At 70.9% G+C, this 21,127-nt stretch carries 18 protein-coding genes; 13 read left to right on the top strand and 5 right to left on the bottom strand.

Annotated elements, in window-relative coordinates:
- Positions 1-44: 44 nt before the first annotated feature.
- Entirely contained in the window at positions 45-1,544 is a 1,500-nt protein-coding gene (locus tag EIZ45_RS44230; protein ID WP_134669842.1) for a choice-of-anchor A family protein, read from the bottom strand.
- Between the two features lie 187 nt (positions 1,545-1,731).
- Between EIZ45_RS44230 and EIZ45_RS44235 the strand changes: the two genes are divergently transcribed.
- Together EIZ45_RS44235 and EIZ45_RS44240 are read left to right on the top strand one after the other, a co-directional pair.
- Positions 1,732-2,403: a FadR/GntR family transcriptional regulator gene (locus tag EIZ45_RS44235; protein ID WP_134669844.1), complete on the top strand. Its 672-nt coding sequence runs from the start codon at positions 1,732-1,734 to the stop codon at positions 2,401-2,403.
- Positions 2,400-3,206 carry an ABC transporter ATP-binding protein gene (locus EIZ45_RS44240; RefSeq protein ID WP_134669846.1) on the top strand — a complete coding sequence of 269 codons (807 nt, stop codon included), beginning with the start codon at positions 2,400-2,402 and terminating at the stop codon, positions 3,204-3,206. The genes EIZ45_RS44235 and EIZ45_RS44240 overlap by 4 nt, the downstream gene beginning before the upstream one ends.
- A 76-nt stretch (positions 3,207-3,282) precedes the next feature.
- Here the strand turns inward: EIZ45_RS44240 and EIZ45_RS44245 are convergent, their stop codons facing one another.
- The gene (locus tag EIZ45_RS44245; RefSeq protein WP_134669848.1) at positions 3,283-4,506 is read right to left on the bottom strand and encodes an MFS transporter; all 1,224 of its coding nucleotides are present in this window, start codon (positions 4,504-4,506) and stop codon (positions 3,283-3,285) included.
- A gap of 107 nt (positions 4,507-4,613) precedes the next feature.
- Here EIZ45_RS44245 and EIZ45_RS44250 point away from each other — a divergent pair, with 107 nt between their 5' ends.
- From EIZ45_RS44250 to EIZ45_RS44260, 3 genes are all read left to right on the top strand, one after another.
- On the top strand, positions 4,614-5,519 hold the full coding sequence (locus EIZ45_RS44250; protein WP_134669850.1) for a LysR family transcriptional regulator: 906 nt from the start codon (positions 4,614-4,616) through the stop codon (positions 5,517-5,519).
- 79 nt (positions 5,520-5,598) lie between these two features.
- A complete protein-coding gene (gene msrA / locus EIZ45_RS44255) occupies positions 5,599-6,096 on the top strand; it encodes a peptide-methionine (S)-S-oxide reductase MsrA (protein WP_043833708.1) in 498 nt (165 codons plus the stop codon).
- On the top strand, positions 6,093-6,824 hold the full coding sequence (locus EIZ45_RS44260) for a DUF427 domain-containing protein (protein ID WP_134669852.1): 732 nt from the start codon (positions 6,093-6,095) through the stop codon (positions 6,822-6,824). Before msrA ends, EIZ45_RS44260 begins: the two co-directional genes overlap by 4 nt.
- Here the strand turns inward: EIZ45_RS44260 and EIZ45_RS47245 are convergent, their stop codons facing one another.
- Together EIZ45_RS47245 and EIZ45_RS44270 are read right to left on the bottom strand one after the other, a co-directional pair.
- Entirely contained in the window at positions 6,825-9,668 is a 2,844-nt protein-coding gene (locus EIZ45_RS47245) for a WS/DGAT domain-containing protein (RefSeq protein WP_134736122.1), read from the bottom strand.
- A gap of 25 nt (positions 9,669-9,693) precedes the next feature.
- Positions 9,694-10,662, bottom strand: coding sequence for a DMT family transporter (locus EIZ45_RS44270; protein WP_037819432.1), 969 nt, complete (start codon positions 10,660-10,662; stop codon positions 9,694-9,696).
- Between the two features lie 113 nt (positions 10,663-10,775).
- On the opposite strand from EIZ45_RS44270, the gene EIZ45_RS44275 reads away from it, so the two are divergent.
- Positions 10,776-11,441 (top strand): VC0807 family protein, encoded by a 666-nt coding sequence (locus tag EIZ45_RS44275; protein ID WP_037819429.1) that lies wholly within the window; start codon positions 10,776-10,778, stop codon positions 11,439-11,441.
- Positions 11,441-12,190 (top strand): SDR family oxidoreductase, encoded by a 750-nt coding sequence (locus tag EIZ45_RS44280; protein ID WP_167756724.1) that lies wholly within the window; start codon positions 11,441-11,443, stop codon positions 12,188-12,190. Before EIZ45_RS44275 ends, EIZ45_RS44280 begins: the two co-directional genes overlap by 1 nt.
- Before the next feature lie 123 nt (positions 12,191-12,313).
- Here EIZ45_RS44280 and EIZ45_RS44285 read toward each other — a convergent pair whose 3' ends face one another.
- Complete coding sequence (locus tag EIZ45_RS44285; RefSeq protein ID WP_051172357.1) at positions 12,314-13,510, bottom strand: CdaR family transcriptional regulator; 1,197 nt, start codon at positions 13,508-13,510, stop codon at positions 12,314-12,316.
- Positions 13,511-13,660: 150 nt separating this feature from the next.
- On the opposite strand from EIZ45_RS44285, the gene hpnC reads away from it, so the two are divergent.
- The 6 genes from hpnC to ispH are packed head-to-tail and all read left to right on the top strand — an operon-like array spanning position 13,661 to position 21,125.
- Positions 13,661-14,527, top strand: a complete 867-nt coding sequence (hpnC, locus tag EIZ45_RS44290) for a squalene synthase HpnC (protein WP_205670312.1) — start codon at positions 13,661-13,663, stop codon at positions 14,525-14,527.
- Between the two features lie 5 nt (positions 14,528-14,532).
- Positions 14,533-15,393: a presqualene diphosphate synthase HpnD gene (gene hpnD, locus EIZ45_RS44295; RefSeq protein ID WP_134669896.1), complete on the top strand. Its 861-nt coding sequence runs from the start codon at positions 14,533-14,535 to the stop codon at positions 15,391-15,393.
- Positions 15,390-16,727, top strand: a complete 1,338-nt coding sequence (gene hpnE, locus EIZ45_RS44300; RefSeq protein WP_134669858.1) for a hydroxysqualene dehydroxylase HpnE — start codon at positions 15,390-15,392, stop codon at positions 16,725-16,727. Before hpnD ends, hpnE begins: the two co-directional genes overlap by 4 nt.
- Complete coding sequence (locus tag EIZ45_RS44305) at positions 16,724-17,755, top strand: polyprenyl synthetase family protein (protein WP_134669860.1); 1,032 nt, start codon at positions 16,724-16,726, stop codon at positions 17,753-17,755. Before hpnE ends, EIZ45_RS44305 begins: the two co-directional genes overlap by 4 nt.
- Positions 17,755-19,659: a squalene--hopene cyclase gene (gene shc, locus EIZ45_RS44310; protein WP_134669862.1), complete on the top strand. Its 1,905-nt coding sequence runs from the start codon at positions 17,755-17,757 to the stop codon at positions 19,657-19,659. Before EIZ45_RS44305 ends, shc begins: the two co-directional genes overlap by 1 nt.
- Positions 19,656-21,125: a 4-hydroxy-3-methylbut-2-enyl diphosphate reductase gene (ispH, locus tag EIZ45_RS44315; protein WP_134669864.1), complete on the top strand. Its 1,470-nt coding sequence runs from the start codon at positions 19,656-19,658 to the stop codon at positions 21,123-21,125. The genes shc and ispH overlap by 4 nt, the downstream gene beginning before the upstream one ends.
- Positions 21,126-21,127: the final 2 nt, after the last annotated feature.

Below are 21,127 nucleotides of genomic sequence, written 5' to 3' on the forward strand. Positions count from 1 at the left end.
CTTGAGGGAATCAGATTCCCTCAAGGAGCCCTTCACGGCGTTCGTCAGGAGCGCTTGCGGCGCACCGCCACTGCCGCCACCAGCGCGCCGCCGATGAGGAGCAGTGCGCCGCCTCCGATCAGGTAGCCGCGGATGTCCGCGCCGGTCGACGCGAGCGGGCCCTGGTCGGACGGGCCGGTTCCCGGGGCCACGCCGCCGGAGTTGTCGCTCGTGGTCGTGATCGGGGCCGGGGCTTCCGACGACGAGCTGGACGTCGTCGGGCTCGTGGTGCCGGACGAGGACGTCGGCTGCGAGCTCGAGGACGTCGGCGCGGTCGAGGAAGACGTCTCCGACGGGCCGGTCGAGGTCGTGGTGGAGCTGGTCGAGGTGGCACTCGACGAAGTCGTGCTGGACGACGTGCTGCTCGTCGGCTCAGTCGTCGTGGAAGAAGTCGTGCTCGTCGGCTCCGTGCTCGTCGTAGTGCTGGAGCTAGTCGACGTCGCACTCGTCGGCGCCGTCGAACTAGTAGTCGGAGCATTGCAATCCGGCAGATCGCCAGTGAACGGATAAGCGTGGAACTCCTGCCCGCCCGCCGTGCCCTCGGACGTGTGCAGCAGGTTGCCCGCGGTGAAGAACCGGCCGTTGGTGCCCGACGCGGTGACCGTCGTGTCGCTGGACGGGTTGCCGACCAGCACGCTGCCCTGGAACTGCGCCTGCCCGGCGATCTTCACCTTCGACGCGTCCGGGAAGTTCCACAGCAGCTTCTCGCGCAGGTGGTTGATCGGGTCCTGGTCGGCGAGGTCGCCGGTGTAGGTGTTGATCACCCGGTTGCCGCCGACGAGGTTCACCAGGACCGTCGCACCCGCCGGGATGCCGGCGAATTCCAGGCCCTGCATGCCTCCGCCGCGGCCGGTGAGGTCGAAGTCGACGTTGAACACCTGCAGCACGGACTTCCCGTCGCCGGTGAACAACGTGCGGTAGCCCTCGTTCTTCGCCGTCCCGGTCGCCGCGGACTTGCTGTAGCAGGTGCTGGCTTCCTGCAGCTGCGGCCGGAGCTGTTTGTACGGGTCGGCCGCGTTCGGGTCCTGCTTCAGCGTGCCGGTCACGGTCCCGGTGACAGTGCCGCCGTAGCGCACGACGCCGCCGTCTGCGAGGAGCCGCTGGTTCGGCGCGACGGTGACGTTCTTGCCGGTGGTGAGGAAATCGGCGCCGTCCGGCGGGGGCACGCGCGAGCCGACGCCCGCGATGCCGACGTTGTAGACCGCGGACGCCCCGGCCCGCTTCGCCATGTCGAACCCGCCGAGCACGACGACCCGGCCCTCGGCCTCGGCCGCGCCTTCGCGCACGAGGAAATCGCCGCCGGCGAAGACGTTGATGCCGTTGTCCCGTCCCGCGAACGGCCCGTTGTTGACCGGCGGGTACTTCTCCGGGCAGGCGTCGCCGACGCACGGGCCCAGTCCCCCTGGCAGCGGAGCGGCGCTCGCGCCCGGACCGGCCACGAACGCCACCGCACACACCGCCGCGGCGATCGCTCCGCCGACGACGGCCATTTTCCTGGCACGCATGCGGCCGATCCTCACCCGGACCGGGCAGAATACGGCACTCGAAACACCGTAACCCACCCGAACGGGTCAGAAAATCCCCGACTCCTCAGACAAGTAGACTAGTGACGCTCCACACTCGACACCCCGCCGGAAGAATGTCCCGCAGTAGCCTCGCTCCTGCCGCCCCGTCCGACCAGAAAGCCCTCCGATGCCCCCTCTCGTGCACCGGCACCCGCTCGCCGCGCAGGCCGCCGAAGTCCTTCTCGGACGCATTCGCGCCGGCGAATGGCCGCTCGGCCACAAATTGCCCGGGGAAACGACTTTGGCCGCGCAACTGGGCGTCGGCCGGTCGACGCTGCGTGAAGCGATCCGCGAATTGGCGGGCAAAGGCGTGCTGGATTCCCGCCAGGGTTCCGGGGTTTTCGTGACCGCGCTGGACGTCGCCGAGGATTGGGACGCGGTCCTGCGCCGCGCGTCGATCGGCGCTGTGATCGAGGCGCGCATCGCCATCGAAGCGGAAGCCGCCGCCCTCGCCGCGCACCGGCGGACGCCGACCGATCTGCGTGCGATCCGCCGAGCGCTCGCCGCCCGCGCGATCGGCGACCCGGACGTCGAACGCCTGGTGGACACCGACACCGCGTTCCACCGCACCGTGCTCGTCGCCGCGCACAACGACGTGCTGATCGAGTTGTTCGACAGTTTCGTCCCGCGAATCCACCGCGCCATGACCGACATGCTGCGCGCCCGGCCGATCACCGCCCCCGAAGAAGACCAAGCCGCGCACCTGGCGCTCGTCGAGGCGATCGCGGGCAAAGACGCGTCCGCCGCGGCGGAGCTGAGCCGGGCGCACCTGACCGCCTTGAAGGAGGCACTTTCGTGAGCGAGGTCGTGCTGCAGCTGACCGACGTCGTGTTCCGCAGGCAGGGCAAGGAAATCCTGCACGGCGTGAACCTGACCGTGCGGGCGGGCGAACACTGGGCGCTGCTAGGCCCGAACGGCGCCGGCAAAAGCACGATCCTCGGTTTCTGCGGCGCGGTCACGCATCCGACCGCAGGCACCGTCGACGTCCTCGGCGGACGGCTCGGCCGGGTCGAACTGCAGGCGCTGCGCCGCAGCATCGGGCACGTCGACCCGCGGCATCCGCTGCGTTCGCCGCTCACCATCCGGGAGGTCGTGCTGACCGGCGTCACCGGGAGCATCGACACGCCGCCGCGCTGGCAGCCCACCGCCGCGCAGCTCGCCCAGGCCGACGAACTCGTCGACCTGCTCGGTCTGGCCGGCAAGGCAGGCGAACGCTGGCCGACGCTGTCGCAAGGCGAACGCGGCCGCGCCCTGATCTCCCGCGCGCTGATCAGCGACCCCCGGCTGCTGCTGCTCGACGAACCGTCCACCGGCTTGGACGTCGCGGCCCGCGAGCAGTTGCTCGAAACGATCGACCTGCTCACCCGGACCCATCCCCGGCTCGCCTCCATCGTGGTCACCCACCACCTGGAAGAACTGCCGGAAACGACCACGCACGCGTTGCTGATCGCGGACGGTTCGGTGGTTTCGTCGGGGCCGATCGACCAGGCGGTGACGACGGCCAGCATCAGCCGGGCGTTCGGCCACCCGATCCGCGTGGACCGCCACGACGGCCGGTGGAGCGCCCGCGCTGCCCGGACCCGCTCCACCGAGGTCGCCTGACCCGGGCCGCTGTCCGTGAAGGGCTCCTTGCGGGAACCAGATTCCCGCAAGGAGCCCTTCACGGACTTCCAGCGGCTCAAGCGGTCCGCAGCACCCGCCAAGCCGAGAACCCCAGCAGCACCAGCTCCGCCGCCGAAAACCCGACCAGCGCGAGCGGGCTCGGCACCCACAGCAGCGTCATCCCGACCAGCAGCACCGGCACCACGAGCCCGGCGTAAGCCGCCAGGAAGATCCCGGCCAGCACCTCGCCCCGGGACAGCGGATCGGCCAGCGCCGCCACCGTCCCGACCGCGGCACGGAAGCCCAGCCCCATCCCGCTCCCGGCGATCACCGAGCCCGCCAGGAACAGCGTCAGGGAGGGCAGCAGCGCCGCCGCCGAAAGCACCGCCAGCCCGATCGGCATCAGCACGAACCCCAGTCGCAGCTGCGCCCGCGACGTCATCGACGCGAAGACCACCTGCGCCACCGCCGCCGCACCCAGCATCGAGCCCGCGGTGACCCCGGCGAGCATCCGGCTGTGCTCGTGCAGGCCTTCGGCGAGCAGGGTCGGCGCGAGCGACATGAACAGCCCGGTGATCGCGAACGCGGCGAACACCCCGATCGCCGCGCCGACGAACGCCGGCCGCGCCCCGGCGGGCAGCGACACGCGCTGCGGCCGGTAAGCCGGGCGCTCCTCGCGCCGTTCGACGGTCTCCGGCACCAGGCACACCGCGAACGCCGCCACCAGCAACACCACCAGGAACACGACGAACGTGCTGGTCAGCGGGCCGTCGATGTACTGCGCGAAGACGCCGCCGACCACCGGGCCGAGCCCGAGGCCGCCCATGTTCACCACGGTGGCGATCAAGCCGGAGCGGCCCAGGTCCTGGTCCGGCCGGGTCACCGCCCGCAGCTCGGACAGGTGCGCGGTGGCGGTGGCCGTCAGCGCGCCGATGCCCACGCCGCAGACGAACCGCGCGATCAGCAAGCCCGGGACCTCCGGCCAGAGCAGGAACAACACCGCCGACAGGGCCTCGGCGAGCGTCGAAGCGAGGATCACGCGGCGGCGGCCGAGCCAGTCGCTGACGTGCCCGGCGAGGTAGAGGCTGGCCATCACGCCGACCGCGTACGCCGCGAAGATGACGGTGACCAGGAACGTCGGGAACCCGTCCCGCTGCTGGTAGAGCGCGTACAGCGGAGTGGGCACGGTGGAGAACGCGAGGCACGCGGCGAACGCGAAAGCGATGACCCGGAACCCCCAGCCGTGGCTGACGCGCCATCCGGCCGGGGCGGTGAGAGCGGGCGGAGCTGTGGTGACCATGTCGACCTTCCAAGCGGGAACCTACCCCTGAAACGATCCCCCGCCCCACTCATCAAGTCCAACGAAAAGTGTTGGTCATAGTTATCGCGATCCACGATAATTGGGACATGGAGACGCGGCAGCTGGAGTACTTCGTGGCGGTCGCCGAGGAGCTGAGCTTCACGCGGGCGGCCCAGCGGCTGTTCGCCACGCAGTCCACGGTCTCGGCGACGATCCGCGCGCTGGAGACCGACCTCGGCGCGACGCTGTTCGACCGGTCTACCCGCCGGGTCGCGCTGTCAAACGCGGGCGCGCTCTTCCTGCCCGAGGCGAAAGCCGCGCTGGAATCGGTGGAGCGGGCGCGCGAGGTGGTGCAGCAGGCGTCCGCGGGTCTGCGCGGAAGCCTCCGGATCGGCACGCTGACCAGCATGAACGCGTTCGATCTGCCGGTGCTGCTCGGCGCGTTCCACCGCAGGCACCCGCTGGTCGACCTGCATCTGACGGTGTCCCTCACCGGCTCGTCCGGCCTCGCCGACGACGTCCGCCACGGCAGGCTCGACGTCGCGTTGCTCGGTCTCTCCCGGGCCGAGCTGGGCGGCCTCGCCGCGACGCAGCTGGCCAGCGTGCCGTACTACGCCGTGCTGCCGGACAGCCATCCGCTCGCCGGACACGAGCAGGTCCGGCTGCCGGAGCTGGACGGCGAGCTGTTCGTCGACTGTCCGCGCGGCTTCGGGAACCGGCTGGCGGTCGACCGGGAGTTCGCCGCGCTCGGGCTTACGCGCCGGGTGACCGCCGAGGTCGCCGACCTGCGGACGGTGCCGCGCTACGTCGCCGCCGGGCTCGGCGTCGCGGTCCTGCCCGGCACCGCCCGGCTGGACCACCCGGGCGTCGTGTCGATCCCGCTCGCCGACACGTCGCTGACCTGGCCGCTCACCGTCGTCGTCTCCGCGAAGCGCCCGTCGTCGCAGGCCCTGCGGACGCTGCTGGACCTGTTCGTCGCGGCCGCGGCGGAGGGAGATATTACGGAGTTCTGACCGGGCCCCCGGCCACCGGAATAGCGACCGGCCCCGCGGCGTCATCCTGTACACGGAATCCCCGATGGGAGAGAAGGAAATGACGGAAAAAGCGATCCTGGCCGGCGGATGTTTCTGGGGCATGGAGGAGCTGTTCCGCCACCAGCCCGGCGTGACCGCGACCCGCGTCGGCTACAGCGGCGGCGACGTCCCCCACGCCACCTACCGCAACCACGGCACCCACGCCGAAACCATCGAGGTCACCTACGACCCGGAACAAACCGACTTCCGCGCGCTGCTCGAGTTCTTCTTCCAGGTCCACGACCCCAGCACCAAGAACCGCCAGGGCAACGACATCGGCACCAGCTACCGTTCCGCCATCTTCTACACCACCGACGAGCAAAAGCGGATCGCTGAAGACACCATCGCCGACGTGGACGCCTCCGGACTGTGGCCCGGCAAGGTCGTCACCGAGGTCACCGCGGCGGGCGACTTCTGGGAGGCGGAGCCGGAGCACCAGGACTACCTGCAGCGCTACCCGCACGGCTACACCTGCCACTTCCCGCGCCCCGGCTGGAAACTCCCGAAGCGCGGATGACCGATTACCCAGCGGCGGCAGTCCGGACCGGACACGTCGAACCGGTCCCCCGGCGAGTGCGCGGAGTGCTCGCCGGGAAGACCATTGTGGACAGCACGCGGGCAAAATACGTCTGGGAATGGCCCTACTATCCGCAGTTCTATTTCCCGCTCGACGACATACTCCCCGGCGCGCTGGTCTCCGGAGATGACGGGCGGTTCTCGCTGCGCGTCGGCGAGGTCGAAAAGCCTGCTGCCGCTTGGGTAAACGACTCTGTCCTACCTGGACACGTCCGGTTCGACTGGGACGCGCTGGACGCCTGGTTCGAAGAGGACGAACAGGTTTTCGTCCACCCACGCAACCCGTACACGCGAGTGGACGCTTTGCGTTCGACGCGACATGTTCGCGTGCGGTTGAACGGAGTAACGCTGGCGGAATCGTCGTCGCCGGTGCTGCTGTTCGAAACCGGCCTCCCGACCCGGTATTACTTCAACCGCACCGAAGTCGATTTCGCGCACCTCGTCGCCGAACCCGGCATGGTCACCGCCTGCCCGTACAAGGGCGAGACGTCCGACTACTGGTCCGTCCGTGTCGGCGACGTCCTGCACGAGCGCCTCGCGTGGACCTACGCCTACCCGGCCGCGGCCGTCCAGCCCATCGCCGGACTGGTGGCGTTCTACAACGAGATGGTGGACATCGAGGTAGACGGCGAACTTCTTCCCCGCACGCGTACGCACTTCTCGCAGTGACTACACCCGTCCGAACGCCTCCACGACCGAGGCCGCCAGCCGGTCCCCGCGCGCCTCTTGCCCGGCGGGCACCGTGATGCAGACGGTGAACCGGTCCGCCCACGTCATGATGCCGACCGCCACCGGGACCCCGGGAGCGAGCGACAAGACCGGATAGACGGTGCGGACGAGCGCCCCGTTGAGCACCACCGGCGACCGCGCGCCGGGCAGCACCGAGGCGATGACGCTGAACCACGTGCCGCGGTAAACGAGCTTGGCCGCCCGGCGATGCAGCGCCGGCGGGAGAATCCCGAGCACGCGCACGACAGCGTTGCCCGCGCGGGGCGCACCGTGGCCGACCTGGTCGGACAGCATCCGGTCGGTCGCCCGCACCCGTTCCGACAGCGACATCGCGCCGGTCGGCAGGTCCACCGAAGCCGCGCCGGTGTGGTTGCCGAGCTGACGGAAGGTCCCGGTGTCGCGGACCGACATCGGAATCAGCACCCGAAGCCGCTCCGGCGCGGTCCCGCCCAGCTCGCGATGCAAGGCCTCGGCGACGAGCGCGAGAACGAGGTTGGTCGTCGGCACCCCCGCCCGGCGCGCGGCCTTGCGGACTTCGGGGGCGGAGAGATGCGCCCGGGCGAAATGCCGTCGGGGACTGTCAATCCGCTTGTCCCAGCGGACTCGGGGCGCGGCACCGGCGCGGGCGAGAGTCCAGACGCCGCGCGCCAACTCGGCGGCTTGGTTGCGTTGGCTCGGCTTGGCGCGCGCGGACTCGGCGGCGCCGGAACGATTGGCCGGTCCCGATGGCCGCTCAAGCCGGTGCCACACGGGGCTCGCCGCGCGAGCGAGCGCCGCGCGCACCGGTGCCGCCAGGCTGGCAAGTGCCGCCCGCACCGCACTCCGCTCGGGGTGGGACCCGGTGCGCCCCAATGTGGCTTTGGGTGCATGAGACGCACCCAACGCGGCATTGGGTGCATGAGATGCACCCAATGTGGCATTCGGTGCGCCGGACGCACCCAAAGTGGCGTTCGGTGCATGAGACGCACCCAACGCGGCATCCGCTGCGTCAGACGCACCCAACGCGGCGTTCGATGCGTGAGACTCACCCGAAGTGGCATTCGGCACGCCAGACGCACCCAACGCGGCATCCGGCACGCCAGACGCACCCAAAGTGGCGTTCGGTGCGCCAGACGCACCCAATGTGGCATTCGGTGCGTCAGATGCACCCAACGCCACATTGGGGCGACGCCACCACCCCCGCCGCCGGGGCGCGGCCACCGGCACCGGCGTCAACGGTTCCTTCCCCCGCGCCTGCCCCACCAGCGCGCTGATCACCGCGATCCCGTCACTCGCCGCGTGGTGCAGCGCGATCAGCAACGCCCCCTGCTCCCCCTCGATCCCGGTCACCAGCCGTGCCCGCACCGGATGTTCCGGGGACACCGGTTCCGAGAAGAACGCGTCCATCTCCCGCGTCAACGCCGCGTCCAACGGCGCTTCCGGGCCGACCCGCACGGAAGTCAGCACGTCCGCCGACGTCCGGCCCGGGTCCTCCTGCCACCGTGCGCGCCACAACCGGCTGCCGGGCAGCAAGCGCGTTCGCAAGCCGGGGGTCGCGGCCAGCAGATGCTCAGCGTCCGCGTGGGTGACCGGTGTGCCGTCCGCCTTCGGATCGAACAACAAGACCGCACCGACCTGTTGCGGCACCTCCGGCGTGGCCACGTGCACGAACAGCGCGTCCTCCGGCCGGAGCCGCTGGGTCGGCGGGTTCAACGGCGCGGAAACGAGCGATTCCAGCGCCTCCACCAGCGGAGTGGCCGTTTCGCAATGCCGCGCGACCGCTTCCGCCATCTCCTTGAGCCGTTCCGGTTCCGCCAGCAGGCCGCGCACGGTCTCCGCCAGCTCACCGTCCTTTGTGGACACGAGGGCGAGCCCGGCGTCGGCCATCAGCCGGGCGTTCGCCTTGCCGTGCGCGGCGATCGGGCGATGCATCAGCACCGGACGCCCGCACGCCAGCGCCTCCAGCGAGGTCGCCCCGCCCGCGTTCGTCACCACGACGTCCGCCGCCAGCGTGTACCGCTCCGGCTGGTCCGTCCACCCGACTACGTGCAACCGCGGTTCGCCCAGCGCGCGCAGCCGGGCGGCCGCCGCGTCGTTGCGGCCGCAGATCGCGATCGGCGCCACCGACGGATCCGCCGCCAGCAGTTCGCGCACCGTCGTCTCGATCTCGCCGAAACCCAGTGATCCGCACGAAACCAGCGGCACGAACGCGTCCGGCGGCAAGCCTAGTTCGTGGCGCGCCGCGGTCTGGTCGCCTGGCCGGAACACCGCGCGCACCGGCGGCGCGGACACTCCGACGTGCGCCGACGGCGACGAGCGCAACGCGGGCGCGACCGCGACGTCGTGCATCACCATGGTGAGATCCGCCGCGCCGTAAACCCAGAACGGGTGCGGCGCGAAGTCCGAAACCCACGCACCTATCGGCGCCCGCAATTTTCCTTTGCGGCGCAGCCACGCCAGTCCCGCGGTGCCCATCGGATACGTCGACAGCACCAGATCCGGCGCGAATTCGGCGATCGGTTTCGCGAGCCGCCTGCCGCACCACGCGGCGGTGAACCAGCGGGACGCGGCAGCGAACCACGGAATCCGCCAGATCGCGGCGTAAAAGAACTCGTACAGCCACGGGACGCTTTCCACATTGGCGACGTAAATCCGCTGGAAAAGCCCCTCGAAACCAGGACCGAGCCGTTCCAGCGCGTTGACCCACCGCACGGTCGCGTCCGGCCAGCGCTGCCGTATCGCGTCCTCGAGCGCGCGCCCCGTCGCGTTGTGCCCCTGCCCCATGTTCGCGGACACGATCAGCACGCGCTCCAACGCTGCCCCCTTCTCGCTAACAGGCGGTCCCGGCGAGGCCGTACCCGTCGTCCGGGTCCGAATCAGGCCGTTCGCCGGGTTCTTCCGATGCGGTTTCCTCTTCGCCGGACGGCATATCCGATTCCGCCGACAAATGCGACGCGCGGGTGGACAGCAGGGCGATCCCGACCACGATCACCAGCCCGGCCAGCGCCTCGCCGAACAGCGCGAGCGGCCTCCCGTCGGCCGATTCGCCCATCCACGACAATCCGATCGCGACGCCGACCAGCGGATCCAGCGCGGTGATGACGGCGAGCGCGGGCGTCAGGTACCGGCCCTGCTGGAACGTGTTCTGGCTCAACAGGAATCCCAATGGCCCCACGACGCACACCAGATACAGCGTCCAGTGCCGGAACGGTTCGTCGATCCCCGCCCGGAACTGGCCCGCGACCACCTTCATCAGCCCGGCGGTGAGGCCGTACAGCACGCCGGTCGCGACAGCGAGCCCGAGCACCCGCCAAGATCCGGAATTCGTTGACGCGGCAACAACAAGCGACGCCAGCGTGACCACCGCGAGCGCGATGCCGAGCGGCAGCAGGTCGCCGCCGCTGACGAGCGTCTCGCTGTTGCCGCTCGGCCGGGCGATGACGAGGAACGCGGCGAGCCCGGCCACGCACAGCAACCCGCCGGCACTCATCGTGCGGTCCGGGCGGCGGCGCTCCAGCCGCGCGGACGCCAGGCCGGCGAACATGAGCGACGTCACGAGCAGCGGCTGGACCAGCAGCAACGGCCCGAACGCGAGCGCGACGAGCTGCAGGACGAGACCCAGGATGGTCGCGGCGATCCCGATGAGCCACAATGGTCGTCCGACGAGCCGCTTGAAGAGCGTCAGGTCAAGCGGTTTGCCGGTTTCCACCTCTTTGGTCGCCCTGGCCTGCGCTGCGCTCGCGAGTCCCATGCACGCCGCGCCGGCAACGGCGGCGGGGACAGCCACGACCAGCGACATCCCCGTAACTGTCACGGACTCTTCACCTCACACCGTCCCCATCCGCCGTGCTTATGCTCAAGCCTTGTCCGAGGCCGAGTCGCCCGGTTGGCACCGGAGGCAGCAGAACCCGCATGCGACACCCCCATACGATCGACCTCCCCTCGTTCCGCAATCTCGTCGTGGACGGGGGCCGGCACCTGCTCGAGTCGACGCTGGTCCCGGCCGGCCTGTTCTATCTCCTGCTGACCCTGGTGAGCTTCGACAGCGGGGTCATCGCCGCGCTGTGCTGGTCGGTCGCCGTGGTCGGCACCCGGCTCGCGCTGCGCAAGAAGATCCCCGCCGTGCTGCTGCTGACCACGGCTCTGCTGGTCGCGCGCACTGTGCTGGGCCTGGCCACCGGCAGCGCATTCCTGTACTTCCTGCAGCCGACTCTACAGAATTTCCTCGTCGCCAGCCTGTTCCTGATCTCCGCGCCGTTCAACAAACCGCTGCTCGCGCGGCTGGCGGGCGATTTCTGCGCATTCCCCGATTCGCTCTCCGGACACCCCGGAATGCGCCGGTTCTTCCAGCGCGTTTCGGTGCTGTGGGGCCTCGTGTTCGCGGTGAACGGCGGCGTGACGCTGCTGATGCTCGCGCGGGAAACGGTCGGCAGCTTCCTCATGGTCAGCACCGCGGGCTCGTACTCGGTCATCGGGCTGGCCATCGCCGGTTCGCTGTGGTGGTTCCGGCGTTCGCTGCGCTCGGCGGGCATCACGCTGCGCATGGGCCACCGCCCGGCCGCGCTGCCCGCCGCCTGATGGCCCGCACCGCGCTGGTCACCGGCGCGTCGTCGGGCATCGGCGCCGCCACCGCGCGGCTGCTCGCCCGCTCCGGCGTCCACGTGCTGCTGCACGGCCGGAACGAGGACCGGCTGGCCGCCCTCGCGAAGGAAACCGGCGGCACCGCGCTCGCCGCCGACCTCGCGGACCCCGGCGCCGCGGCGGAGCTCGCCGAACGCGCGCTGGCGGTCACCGGATCGGTGGATCTGCTCGTCAACAACGCCGGTCTCGGCTGGGCTGGTCCCCTGCCTGAACTGTCCGAGGAACGGCTGCGGCACCTCGTCACCGTGAACCTCACCGCGCCGCTCGACCTGACGCGCGCGCTGCTCCCCGCGATGCTGGAACGCGACCGCGGGCAGATCGTTTTCGTGTCCTCGATCGCCGGACGCACCGGCGTCGCCGGGGAAGCCGTGTACGCCGCGGCGAAGTCCGGTGTGGACGCTTTCGCCGACAGCCTCCGATTCGAGTTGCACGGCACCGGAGTAACCGTCGGAATCGTAGTTCCCAGCGTGGTGCGCACGGAATTCTTCGAACGTCGCGGCCGTCCCTACACTCGCAGCACGCCCCGTCCGGTGAGCGCCGAACGCGTGGCCGCCGCCGTGGTGCGCGCCGCCGCGCATCCGGGCGATTACTACGTGCCGCGCTGGCTGCGGATCCCCGTCGCGCTGCGCGGCACGGCACCAGGCCTGTACCGCACGCTCGCGGCGCGATTCGGCGCCGAAAGCTGACGGCTCCACGCACACCTCCTCCCCGGGCGCCTCGCGAGCGGCCCTCCCGGTTCCCGCCGGGGTACCCCCGCTTACGCGACCCAAGCATGTCCTCCGTGCTGCCGCATCAGGGAAATTCCCCGATCAGGCGGTTTCGTCCGCTTCGCCGGGCGGTCCCCAGGCCAGCGCCAGCACGAGCGTCGCGCGCACGGCCGGGTCGTCCAGCGACGGCCCGAACAGGTCGTGCAGGCGGCCGAGCCGGTACGAAACCGTCTGCGGATGGATGTGCAGGTCCTCCGCGACCGCCTTGCGGTCCCCCAGATGCAGCAGCCACGACGTGAGCGTGGTGGACAGCCGTTCCCGCGCGGATTCGTTCAGCTCGTCAAGCGGGGCAAGGGCTTGTCTTCGCAGCACGTCGAGCAGCCGGTCGTCGCGGTGCACGATGATCGCGTCGAGGTGTTCGTCGGCGAATACCGGATCGTCGCTGAGCAGGTGGTCCCGGCGCAGCCGCGCGGTCACCTCGGCGATGCGCAGGCTGGCCGGGAGCCGGTCGAGCGGCACCGTCGCGCCGACCACCGCGCCGCCGCCGCGCAGCGCGCGGGCGAGCCACGCGCGCCTGCCGGGACCGCCCGGGTCCGGCACGATCGCCACGACCACGCCCGGCCTGCGCAGCCGCAGGCAGCTGTCTTCGAGGCGGAACACCAATTCCCGGCCCAGCTCGTTGTCGTCCTCCACGAGCACGACCGCGGCGTGCTTCGGCAACCGCCAGTCCGCACGCGCCGCCGCCGCGCGCACCGCGGCCTTGTCCGCCCGGTCGGAGAGCAGCAGCGCGGTCAATTCGTCGCGCAGCCGTTCCCGCGCGCGCACCGCGTCCGACTGCTCCTGCAAGTACCCGCGCAGCGACGATTCCGAAAGCTGGTCCACAAGAGCGAACACAGTGGTGGCGAGCGAGGCGAACAGTTCGGCGGGCACCTCGAGATCGAGCGCGGCTTCCGAAACGTGCCGCCACGCCACGCGCGCGCCGACCCGGTAAGCCGACAGCAGGCTCGTGACGCGCCTGCCCTGCTGGTATTGCGCGCGCCCGATTTCCTCGAACACCGTCTGCTCGACGCCGGACCCCAGTTCCGGCAGCCGCTCGTCGGGCTCGGCCGCCATGTCGATCAGCCGCCGCACGAATCCCGCGCTGGCGGCGACGAGGTCGGCGAGTTCTTCGGTCAGGAACTCCGCGTAGTCGGGGTGCTCGTCCGCGAGCTGGTCGCGGACCTCGTTGAGCATGGCGGGCAGCCGGCGGGTCACCACCGTCTCCAGTTCGTCAAGCCGGGTCACCTGATCTGGTCCCATGTGTCCGGGAGTCCTTCCGTCGCAGGCCGCGGTCTCGGGTCGCCTCGGGACATCCTGGCCCCACTTTGGCCTCTCGTGCCAAGTCGAAGCCACCGAAATTCGCTTTCCGGCGGCAGAAGCCGCCCGTCCGGGGGCGCGACACTGGCGAGGATGAGATCCACAGCGGGTGTCCGTCACGCTCCGGATACGTCAGGACTGCGAGAGAAACGGCGCGCGGAAAACTTTCCGGTGGCCCTGCGGGTGCTGCCGGAACGGCTGCGCGCCGACCTTGTCGCGGTCTATTCCGTCGCGCGCACTGTGGACGATCTGGGCGACGAAGCCGAGGGCGACCGGGTCGCGCAGCTCGAGGCGTTCTCGGCGGACCTGTCCGCGGCGTTCGGCAACGGGGAACCGGAACATCCCGCTGTCCGTGGACTTCTCCCCGCGATCCGCGCCGGACGGCTGACCGAGGAACCGTTCCAGCGGCTCGTCCAGGCGAACATCCAAGACCAGCGCGTGCACCGTTACCCGGTCTTCGCGGACTTGCTGGCGTACTGCCAGCTTTCCGCCGACCCCGTGGGGCGGATCGTGCTCGACCTGCTCGGGGTGGCCGACCCGGCCGCCGCGGAGCTGTCCGACCGGATTTGCACGGGGCTCCAACTCGTGGAGCACTGGCAGGACGTCGGCGAGGACTACCGCAACGGGCGGGTGTACCTGCCGCAGGAGGATCTCGCCGAGTTCGGCGTCGCCGAGGAGGAATTGGGCGCCGCGCACGCGTCGCCCCGGATGAAAGCGCTGATGCGGTGGGAAACCGGCCGCGCCGCCGCCCTGCTGGGCGGCGGCGCGGATCTGCTGGGGCACCTGTCCGGCTGGGGGCGGTTCGCGGTGAGCGGCTTCCTCGCCGGCGGGCTCGCCGCGGTCGACGCGCTGCGCGCGAGCGGCGGCGACGTGCTGTCCGCACCGGTCCGGCCGAGCCGGGCCGGGCTGCTGAGTTGGCTGGGGTGGCTGCAAGTCGGCACGAGGAGGCGGTCCGGATGACGGCAATGGGCACTGTGGACGAGGCCTACGCGCACTGCGCGGCGGTCACCAAGGAACAAGCGCGCAACTTCTACTACGGAATCCGTTTGCTGCCGCCGGACAAACGCGCGGCGCTGTGCGCGGTGTACGCGCTGGCCCGGATCATCGACGACATCGGCGACGACACCGAAGCGTCCGCCGAGACCAAGCTGCAGGGGCTCGCCGGGGTCCGGAAATCGCTCGGCGACCTTTCCGCGACCGCGGATCCGGTGTACGTCGCGGTCGCCGACGCGGCGCGCCGGTACCCGATTCCGCTCGGCGCGTTCGAGGAACTGCTCGACGGCGTCGAGATGGACGTGACCGGGCGCGAGTACGTGCGGTTCGAGGAACTGGTCGAGTACTGCCGGTGCGTGGCGGGTTCGGTCGGGCGGCTGTGCCTCGGCGTGTTCGGCAGCCGTCCGGAGCCGAACGCGCCGGTGTACGCCGACGAGCTCGGGATTGCCTTGCAGCAGACCAACATCCTCCGCGACATCCGCGAGGACCTGCTCAACGGCCGGGTGTATCTGCCCAAAGAGGACCTCGACCGGTTCGGCGTCGAGTTGTCCGTCGGCGCGGACGGGAAGCTGGCCGACCCGGAGGGCGGGCTCACTGCGCTGATCCACGACAGCGCCGCGCGGGCCCGCGACTGGTACTCCCGCGGTCTCCGCCTGGTGCCCTCTTTGGACGGTCGCAGCGCCGCGTGCTGCACCGCGATGTCGGGCATCTACCGCACCCTGCTGGACCGGATCGACGAACAGCCCGCGCGCGTGTTCGACCGCAGGCTTTCGTTGTCCGGCAGGGAAAAGGCGGTGGTGGCGTTCCGGGCGCTGACCGGGATCGGCCGATGACCGCCCCGGTCGCGGTGGTCGGCGGCGGGCTCGCGGGCATCGCCGCCGCACTCGCCTGCGCCGACTCCGGGCGGCCGGTGACGCTGTTCGAGGCGCGCCCGCACCTGGGCGGCCTCACGCATTCGTTCGCTCGCGGCGAGTTGCGGGTCGACAATGGACAGCACGTGTTCCTCCGCTGCTGCACCGCGTATCGCGCGCTGCTGGACCGGCTCGGCGTCGCGGACCGGGTGACGCTGCAGCCTCGCCTGGAAATCCCGATCCGCCTGCCGGGCGCGGCCGCGCCGACCTGGCTGCGCCGCGACGACCTGCCCGCGCCACTGCACCTGGCCACGTCGCTGCTGCGCTACGACCCGTTGCGTCCGCTCGACCGAGCCCGGTTCGCGCTCGCCGCGCTCGCGTTGCGCCGGGTGGACCCGAAGGCGGACCGCACAGACCGGCAGTCCTTCGGGGAATGGCTGCGGCGGCACGGACAGAGCGCGGCGGCGATCGAAGCGTTGTGGGATCTGGTCGGCGTGGCAACGTTGAACGCGACGGCCGACGACGCGTCGCTCAGTCTCGCCGCGACAGTGTTCCAGGAGGGGCTGCTCACCGATCCGGCCGCCGCCGACATCGGCTGGTCGCTGGTGCCGTTGCGGGAACTGCACGGCGATCCGGCGCGCGAACGGCTGACCGAGGCGGGGGCGGACGTCCGGCTCGGCACGAAGGTGCGCGCGATCAGCGAAGGCTGGCGGGTCGTCACCGATCGCGGCGAGGAGGAGTTCAGCCAGGTCGTGCTCGCCACTCCCCCGCCGGTGACCGAACAGCTCGCCCCCGCCGGGGCGATCGGGCTGCCGCCGGGCTGGTCCGGCGGGCTCGGCAGCTCGCCGATCGTGAACGTGCACGTGGTGCTCGACCGGAAAGTCCTCGACGAACCGTTTGTCGCGGGTGTGCGCACGCCGGTGCAGTGGGTGTTCGACCGAACGCGGCAGTCCGGTTTGGACTCCGGGCAGTACCTCGCGATGTCGCTGTCCGCCGCGGACGCGCAGATCGACCTGCCCACCGCGAAACTCCGCGAACAGTTGCTGCCCGAGCTGCTGGCGCTGCTGCCTGAGGCGCGCGGCGCGCAGGTGCTCGACTTTTTCGTCACCCGCGAGCGGCACGCGACGTTCCGGCCCGGTCCCGGCACCGCCTCGCTGCGCCCGCCCGCGCGCACCGCGCTGCCCGGGCTGTACCTGGCGGGCGCGTGGACCGCGACCGGATGGCCCGCCACGATGGAGGGTGCCGCGCGCAGTGGCGCAGCCGCGGCCGCCGCCCTTCTTCAGCACAACGGTAAGAGGGAGGGAGTCGGAGCATGACCGCCAATCTGTTTTCTGCCGAGAAAACGCGTTCAGCGGTGCCGCCGGTGCTCGGCAGCGCGCGGGACGTCGTGCAGCCAGCGTTGCGCGCCGCCGTCGACCGGCTGGACGACACCAGCCGCGCGATCAGCGCCTACCACCTCGGCTGGACCGACCCGAACGGCGTGCCGGTCCAGGGCAACGGCGGCAAGGCCGTGCGTTCGGCGCTCGCCTTGGTGTCCGCGCGGGCCGCGGGAGCGCCGGTGGAAGTCGGCGTGCCCGGCGCGGTCGCGGTGGAACTGGTGCACAACTTCTCGCTCGTCCACGACGATCTGATGGACGGCGACACCGAGCGCAGGCACCGGCCGACGGTGTGGGCGCTGTGGGGGTCCGCGAGCGCGATCCTGACCGGGGACGCGATGCTCGCGCTCGCGCAGGAAGTGGTGCTGGACAGCGGTTCCCCGAACGCGGTCGCGGCCGGCCGGCTGCTCACCGAGACCACGCGACGGCTCATCCACGGCCAGTTCCTGGACGTCGCGTTCGAGCAGCGCGACGACGTCGTGCTCGCCGAATGCGTGACGATGGCCGCCGGGAAAACCGGCGCGCTGCTGTCCGCCAGCGCCGCGATCGGGGCCGTGCTCGCCGGTGCGCCCGCCGAGATGGTCGACGCGCTGGCGGTGTTCGGCGAGGAGATCGGCCTCGCGTTCCAGCTCGTCGACGACGTGCTCGGCATCTGGGGCGATCCGGCGGTCACCGGGAAATCGGTGTACTCCGACCTGCGGGCGCGCAAGAAGTCGCTGCCGATCACCTACGCGACCACACACGGCGGAGCGGCGGGCCGCCGGCTGGCGGAGTGGCTCGCCGGAGACGACGACACCGACCTCGCGCGGATCGCCGCGCTGGTGGACGACGCGGGCGGCCGCGAGTGGGCCACCGCGGAAGCGGCCCGGCACGTCGCCGCCGCGGAGCAAGCGCTGGCCGCCATTCCGCAAGGCCCGCGCGAGGACCTCGTCTCGATCGCCCGTTTCATCGCCGGAAGGGAAGCGTGATGACCCAGACCGTCCCCCGCACGTCCGCGCCCGCCGCCCGCACCGCCGCCGACACTGTCGCGGCGGCCGTCGAGTTCCTGCGCCGCGAGCAGGACCGCGCCGGATGGTGGAAGGGCGAACTCGCCACCAACGTCACGATGGACGCCGAGGACCTGCTGCTGCGGCACTTCCTCGGCATCCTCACCCCGCAGATCGCCGAGGAGTCCGCGCGCTGGATCCGCTCGCAGCAGCGGGCCGACGGCACCTGGGCGAACTTCCCGGACGGCCCGGCCGACCTGTCCACGACGGTCGAGGCGTGGGTCGCGCTCCGGCTGGCCGGCGATCCGGCGGACGCCCCGTGGCTGGCCACGGCGGCGGAGTGGATCCGGGAGCAGGGCGGGATCGAGGCGACGCGGGTGTTCACCCGGATCTGGCTCGCGATGGTCGGCCAGTGGTCGTGGGACGACCTGCCGAGCCTGCCGCCGGAGCTGATCTTCCTGCCGTCGTGGTTCCCGCTCAACGTCTACGACTTCGCCTGCTGGGCGCGGCAGACCATCGTGCCGCTCACCATCGTCGGCACCCTGCGCCCGGTGCGGAAGCTGCCGTTCGATGTCGCCGAACTGCGCACCGGCAAGCGTCCGCCGAAGACGCGCGCGCCGTGGACCTGGGACGGCGTGTTCCAGAACCTCGACACCGCGCTGCACGCCTACGCGAAGCTGCCGCTCAACCCGGTGCGGAAGCTAGCGATCAAACAGGCCGCGGAGTGGATCCTCGCGCGGCAGGAAGCGGACGGTTCGTGGGGCGGGATCCAGCCGCCGTGGGTGTACTCGATCCTCGCGCTGCACCTGCTCGGCTACTCGCTCGACCATCCCGCGCTCAAGGCCGGGATCGCCGGGCTCGACGGGTTCACCATCCGCGAGAAGACCGAACAGGGCTGGGCGCGCCGGCTCGAAGCGTGCCAATCTCCGGTGTGGGACACCGCGTTGGCGATGACCGCGCTGCTCGACGCGGGCGTCTCCCCCGGCGACGAAACCCTGGTTCGCGCTGCGGATTGGATGCTGGGCGAGGAAATCCGGGTGCCGGGCGACTGGGCGGTGCGGCGGCCCTCGCTGAAACCGGGCGGGTTCGCGTTCGAGTTCGCCAACGACGGCTACCCGGACACCGACGACACCGCCGAGGTGGTGCTCGCGCTGCGGCGGATGGGCAAACCGGACCACCTGCGGATCCGCGAGGCGGTCGACCGGAGCGTCGCATGGCTGGAGGGGATGCAGTCCGGCGACGGCGGCTGGGGTGCGTTCGACGCGGACAACACGCAGGTGCTGACCACTCGGCTGCCGTTCTGCGATTTCGGCGCGGTGATCGATCCCCCCTCGGCGGACGTGACCGCGCACGTGGTCGAAATGCTGGCCGCGGAAGGGAAATCCGGCAGCCGCGAATGCCGTCGCGGGATCCGGTGGCTGTGGGACAACCAGGAAGAGGACGGCTCGTGGTTCGGCCGGTGGGGCGCGAACTACGTGTACGGCACGGGCGCGGTGGTGCCCGCGCTGGTCGCGGCCGGCGTCACTGGTGCTGACCCGCGGATCCGGCGTGCGGTGAAGTGGCTGGCCGAGCACCAGAACGACGACGGCGGGTGGGGCGAGGATCTGCGGTCCTACGACGACCGGGCATGGGCTGGGCGCGGCGACTCGACGCCGTCGCAGACCGCGTGGGCGTTGCTGGCGCTGCTGGCTGCCGGGGAGCGGGAGTCCACTGTGGTCACGAGGGGCGTCCAGTGGCTGGTCGAACGGCAGCGGCCGGACGGGGGCTGGGACGAGGACAAGCACACCGGAACCGGGTTCCCCGGCGACTTCTACCTGTCGTATCACCTGTACCGCGTGGTGTTCCCGTTGTCCGCACTAGGCCGATATGTACGAGGCGGGTCATGACCCCGATCGTCTGCACCCCGTTGCGGATCGAACAGGCCGCCTTGCGCGGTCCCGATCCGCGGACGGTCCACACCGGACTCGGGCCTCGCCGGGCCGCCGCCGCTGCGGCCCGGCTCCCGTCCGGACCGCGGATCGTCGCGGGGATCGGCGGCGGGCTCACCCCGTCGGTACGACCGGGGGACGTGGTGGTCGCCACCGAGGTGCGCGGTCCGTCCGGAGTGGTGCCGGTGCCGTCCGCGCCGCTGCTGGCGGGTGCGTTGCGCCGTCTCGGGCTCACTGTCCATCTCGGACCCGTGGTCGGCAGTTCGCATGTGGTGCGGGAGCGGGAACGCGCTTCGCTGACTTCGAGTGGTGCGCTGGCGGTCGACATGGAGTCCGCGTGGCTCGCGGCCGACGGTGAACCGTTCGCTGTGGTACGCGCCATTGTGGACACTGTCGGTGCGCCGCTGCTGCATCCTTCGACGGTCTCGAATGGACTCGCCGGGTTGCGGAGTCTGCGCCGGGCCGCTCCCGCAATCACTGCGTGGGCTGAAGCCGTGGGGCCGCGAACGGTGTTGCTGGCTAGTCCGCGATCGTTCTGTGCCGGGGTGGAGCGGGCGATCGAGATTGTCGAACGCGCGCTGGAGAAGCACGGTGCGCCGGTGTACGTGCGTCGGCAGATCGTGCACAACACCCATGTCGTGCACCAACTGCAGGGGCGCGGCGCGGTGTTCGTGGACGAGGTGGAGAAAGTTCCGGAAGGCGCGACGCTGGTGTTCGCCGCCCACGGAGTCTCCCCGGCGGTTCGGCGTGCCGCGGCGGATCGCGGGCTGTCCGTAGTGGACGCGACCTGTCCGCTGGTTACCAAGGTGCACAACGAGGTCCGCCGTTACACCGGTCGCGGCGAGACTGTGTTCCTCATTGGACATGCCGAGCATGAGGAGGTCGAAGGAACGGTCGGGGAAGCGCCCGACAATGTGGTGGTCGTCGGCGATGTCGCAGCCGCCCGGACGGTCACCGTGCGCGACCCGTCGCGAACCGCTTACACCATGCAGACCACGCTGGCGCTCGACGAGGCCGAAGAGATCGCGTCCGTGCTGCGCGAACGATTCCCCGGCCTTTCCTCGCCGCGCAAGGACGACATCTGTTACGCCACCACCAACCGGCAGCAGGCTTTGCGCGCGATCGCCCGCGACGTGGATCTGGTGCTGGTGGTGGGTTCCGGGAACTCGTCCAACTCGCGGCGGCTCGTGGAGGTCTCCGAACGGGAGGGCACCCCTGCGGTGCTCGTGGACGGCTGCGGCGACGTCGACCTGCGCCGGCTCTCCGGAGCCGGGCGGATCGGGCTCACCGCGGGCGCGTCCGCGCCGCCGCGTCTGGTGTCCGAAACAGTCGAGGCCCTTCGCGGATTGGGTCCGGTCAGCGTCGCGGAAAACGCGCTGACAGAAGAAGAAATGACGTTCACCCTACCTCGGGAGGTGCTCTGAGC

The sequence above is a fragment of the Amycolatopsis sp. CFH S0740 genome (assembly GCF_004522315.1).
GTDB lineage: Bacteria > Actinomycetota > Actinomycetes > Mycobacteriales > Pseudonocardiaceae > Amycolatopsis > Amycolatopsis nivea.

Coding starts and splice junctions, on each gene's coding strand:
- EIZ45_RS44230 (WP_134669842.1), bottom strand. CDS start 1,544: ATGCGTGCCAGGAAAATGGCCGTCGTCGGCGGAGCGATCGCCGCGGCG.
- EIZ45_RS44235 (WP_134669844.1), top strand. CDS start 1,732: ATGCCCCCTCTCGTGCACCGGCACCCGCTCGCCGCGCAGGCCGCCGAA.
- EIZ45_RS44245 (WP_134669848.1), bottom strand. CDS start 4,506: ATGGTCACCACAGCTCCGCCCGCTCTCACCGCCCCGGCCGGATGGCGC.
- EIZ45_RS44250 (WP_134669850.1), top strand. CDS start 4,614: ATGGAGACGCGGCAGCTGGAGTACTTCGTGGCGGTCGCCGAGGAGCTG.
- msrA (WP_043833708.1), top strand. CDS start 5,599: ATGACGGAAAAAGCGATCCTGGCCGGCGGATGTTTCTGGGGCATGGAG.
- EIZ45_RS44260 (WP_134669852.1), top strand. CDS start 6,093: ATGACCGATTACCCAGCGGCGGCAGTCCGGACCGGACACGTCGAACCG.
- EIZ45_RS44270 (WP_037819432.1), bottom strand. CDS start 10,662: ATGTCGCTGGTCGTGGCTGTCCCCGCCGCCGTTGCCGGCGCGGCGTGC.
- EIZ45_RS44275 (WP_037819429.1), top strand. CDS start 10,776: ATGCGACACCCCCATACGATCGACCTCCCCTCGTTCCGCAATCTCGTC.
- EIZ45_RS44280 (WP_167756724.1), top strand. CDS start 11,441: ATGGCCCGCACCGCGCTGGTCACCGGCGCGTCGTCGGGCATCGGCGCC.
- EIZ45_RS44285 (WP_051172357.1), bottom strand. CDS start 13,510: ATGGGACCAGATCAGGTGACCCGGCTTGACGAACTGGAGACGGTGGTG.
- hpnC (WP_205670312.1), top strand. CDS start 13,661: ATGAGATCCACAGCGGGTGTCCGTCACGCTCCGGATACGTCAGGACTG.
- hpnD (WP_134669896.1), top strand. CDS start 14,533: ATGGGCACTGTGGACGAGGCCTACGCGCACTGCGCGGCGGTCACCAAG.
- hpnE (WP_134669858.1), top strand. CDS start 15,390: ATGACCGCCCCGGTCGCGGTGGTCGGCGGCGGGCTCGCGGGCATCGCC.
- EIZ45_RS44305 (WP_134669860.1), top strand. CDS start 16,724: ATGACCGCCAATCTGTTTTCTGCCGAGAAAACGCGTTCAGCGGTGCCG.
- shc (WP_134669862.1), top strand. CDS start 17,755: ATGACCCAGACCGTCCCCCGCACGTCCGCGCCCGCCGCCCGCACCGCC.
- ispH (WP_134669864.1), top strand. CDS start 19,656: ATGACCCCGATCGTCTGCACCCCGTTGCGGATCGAACAGGCCGCCTTG.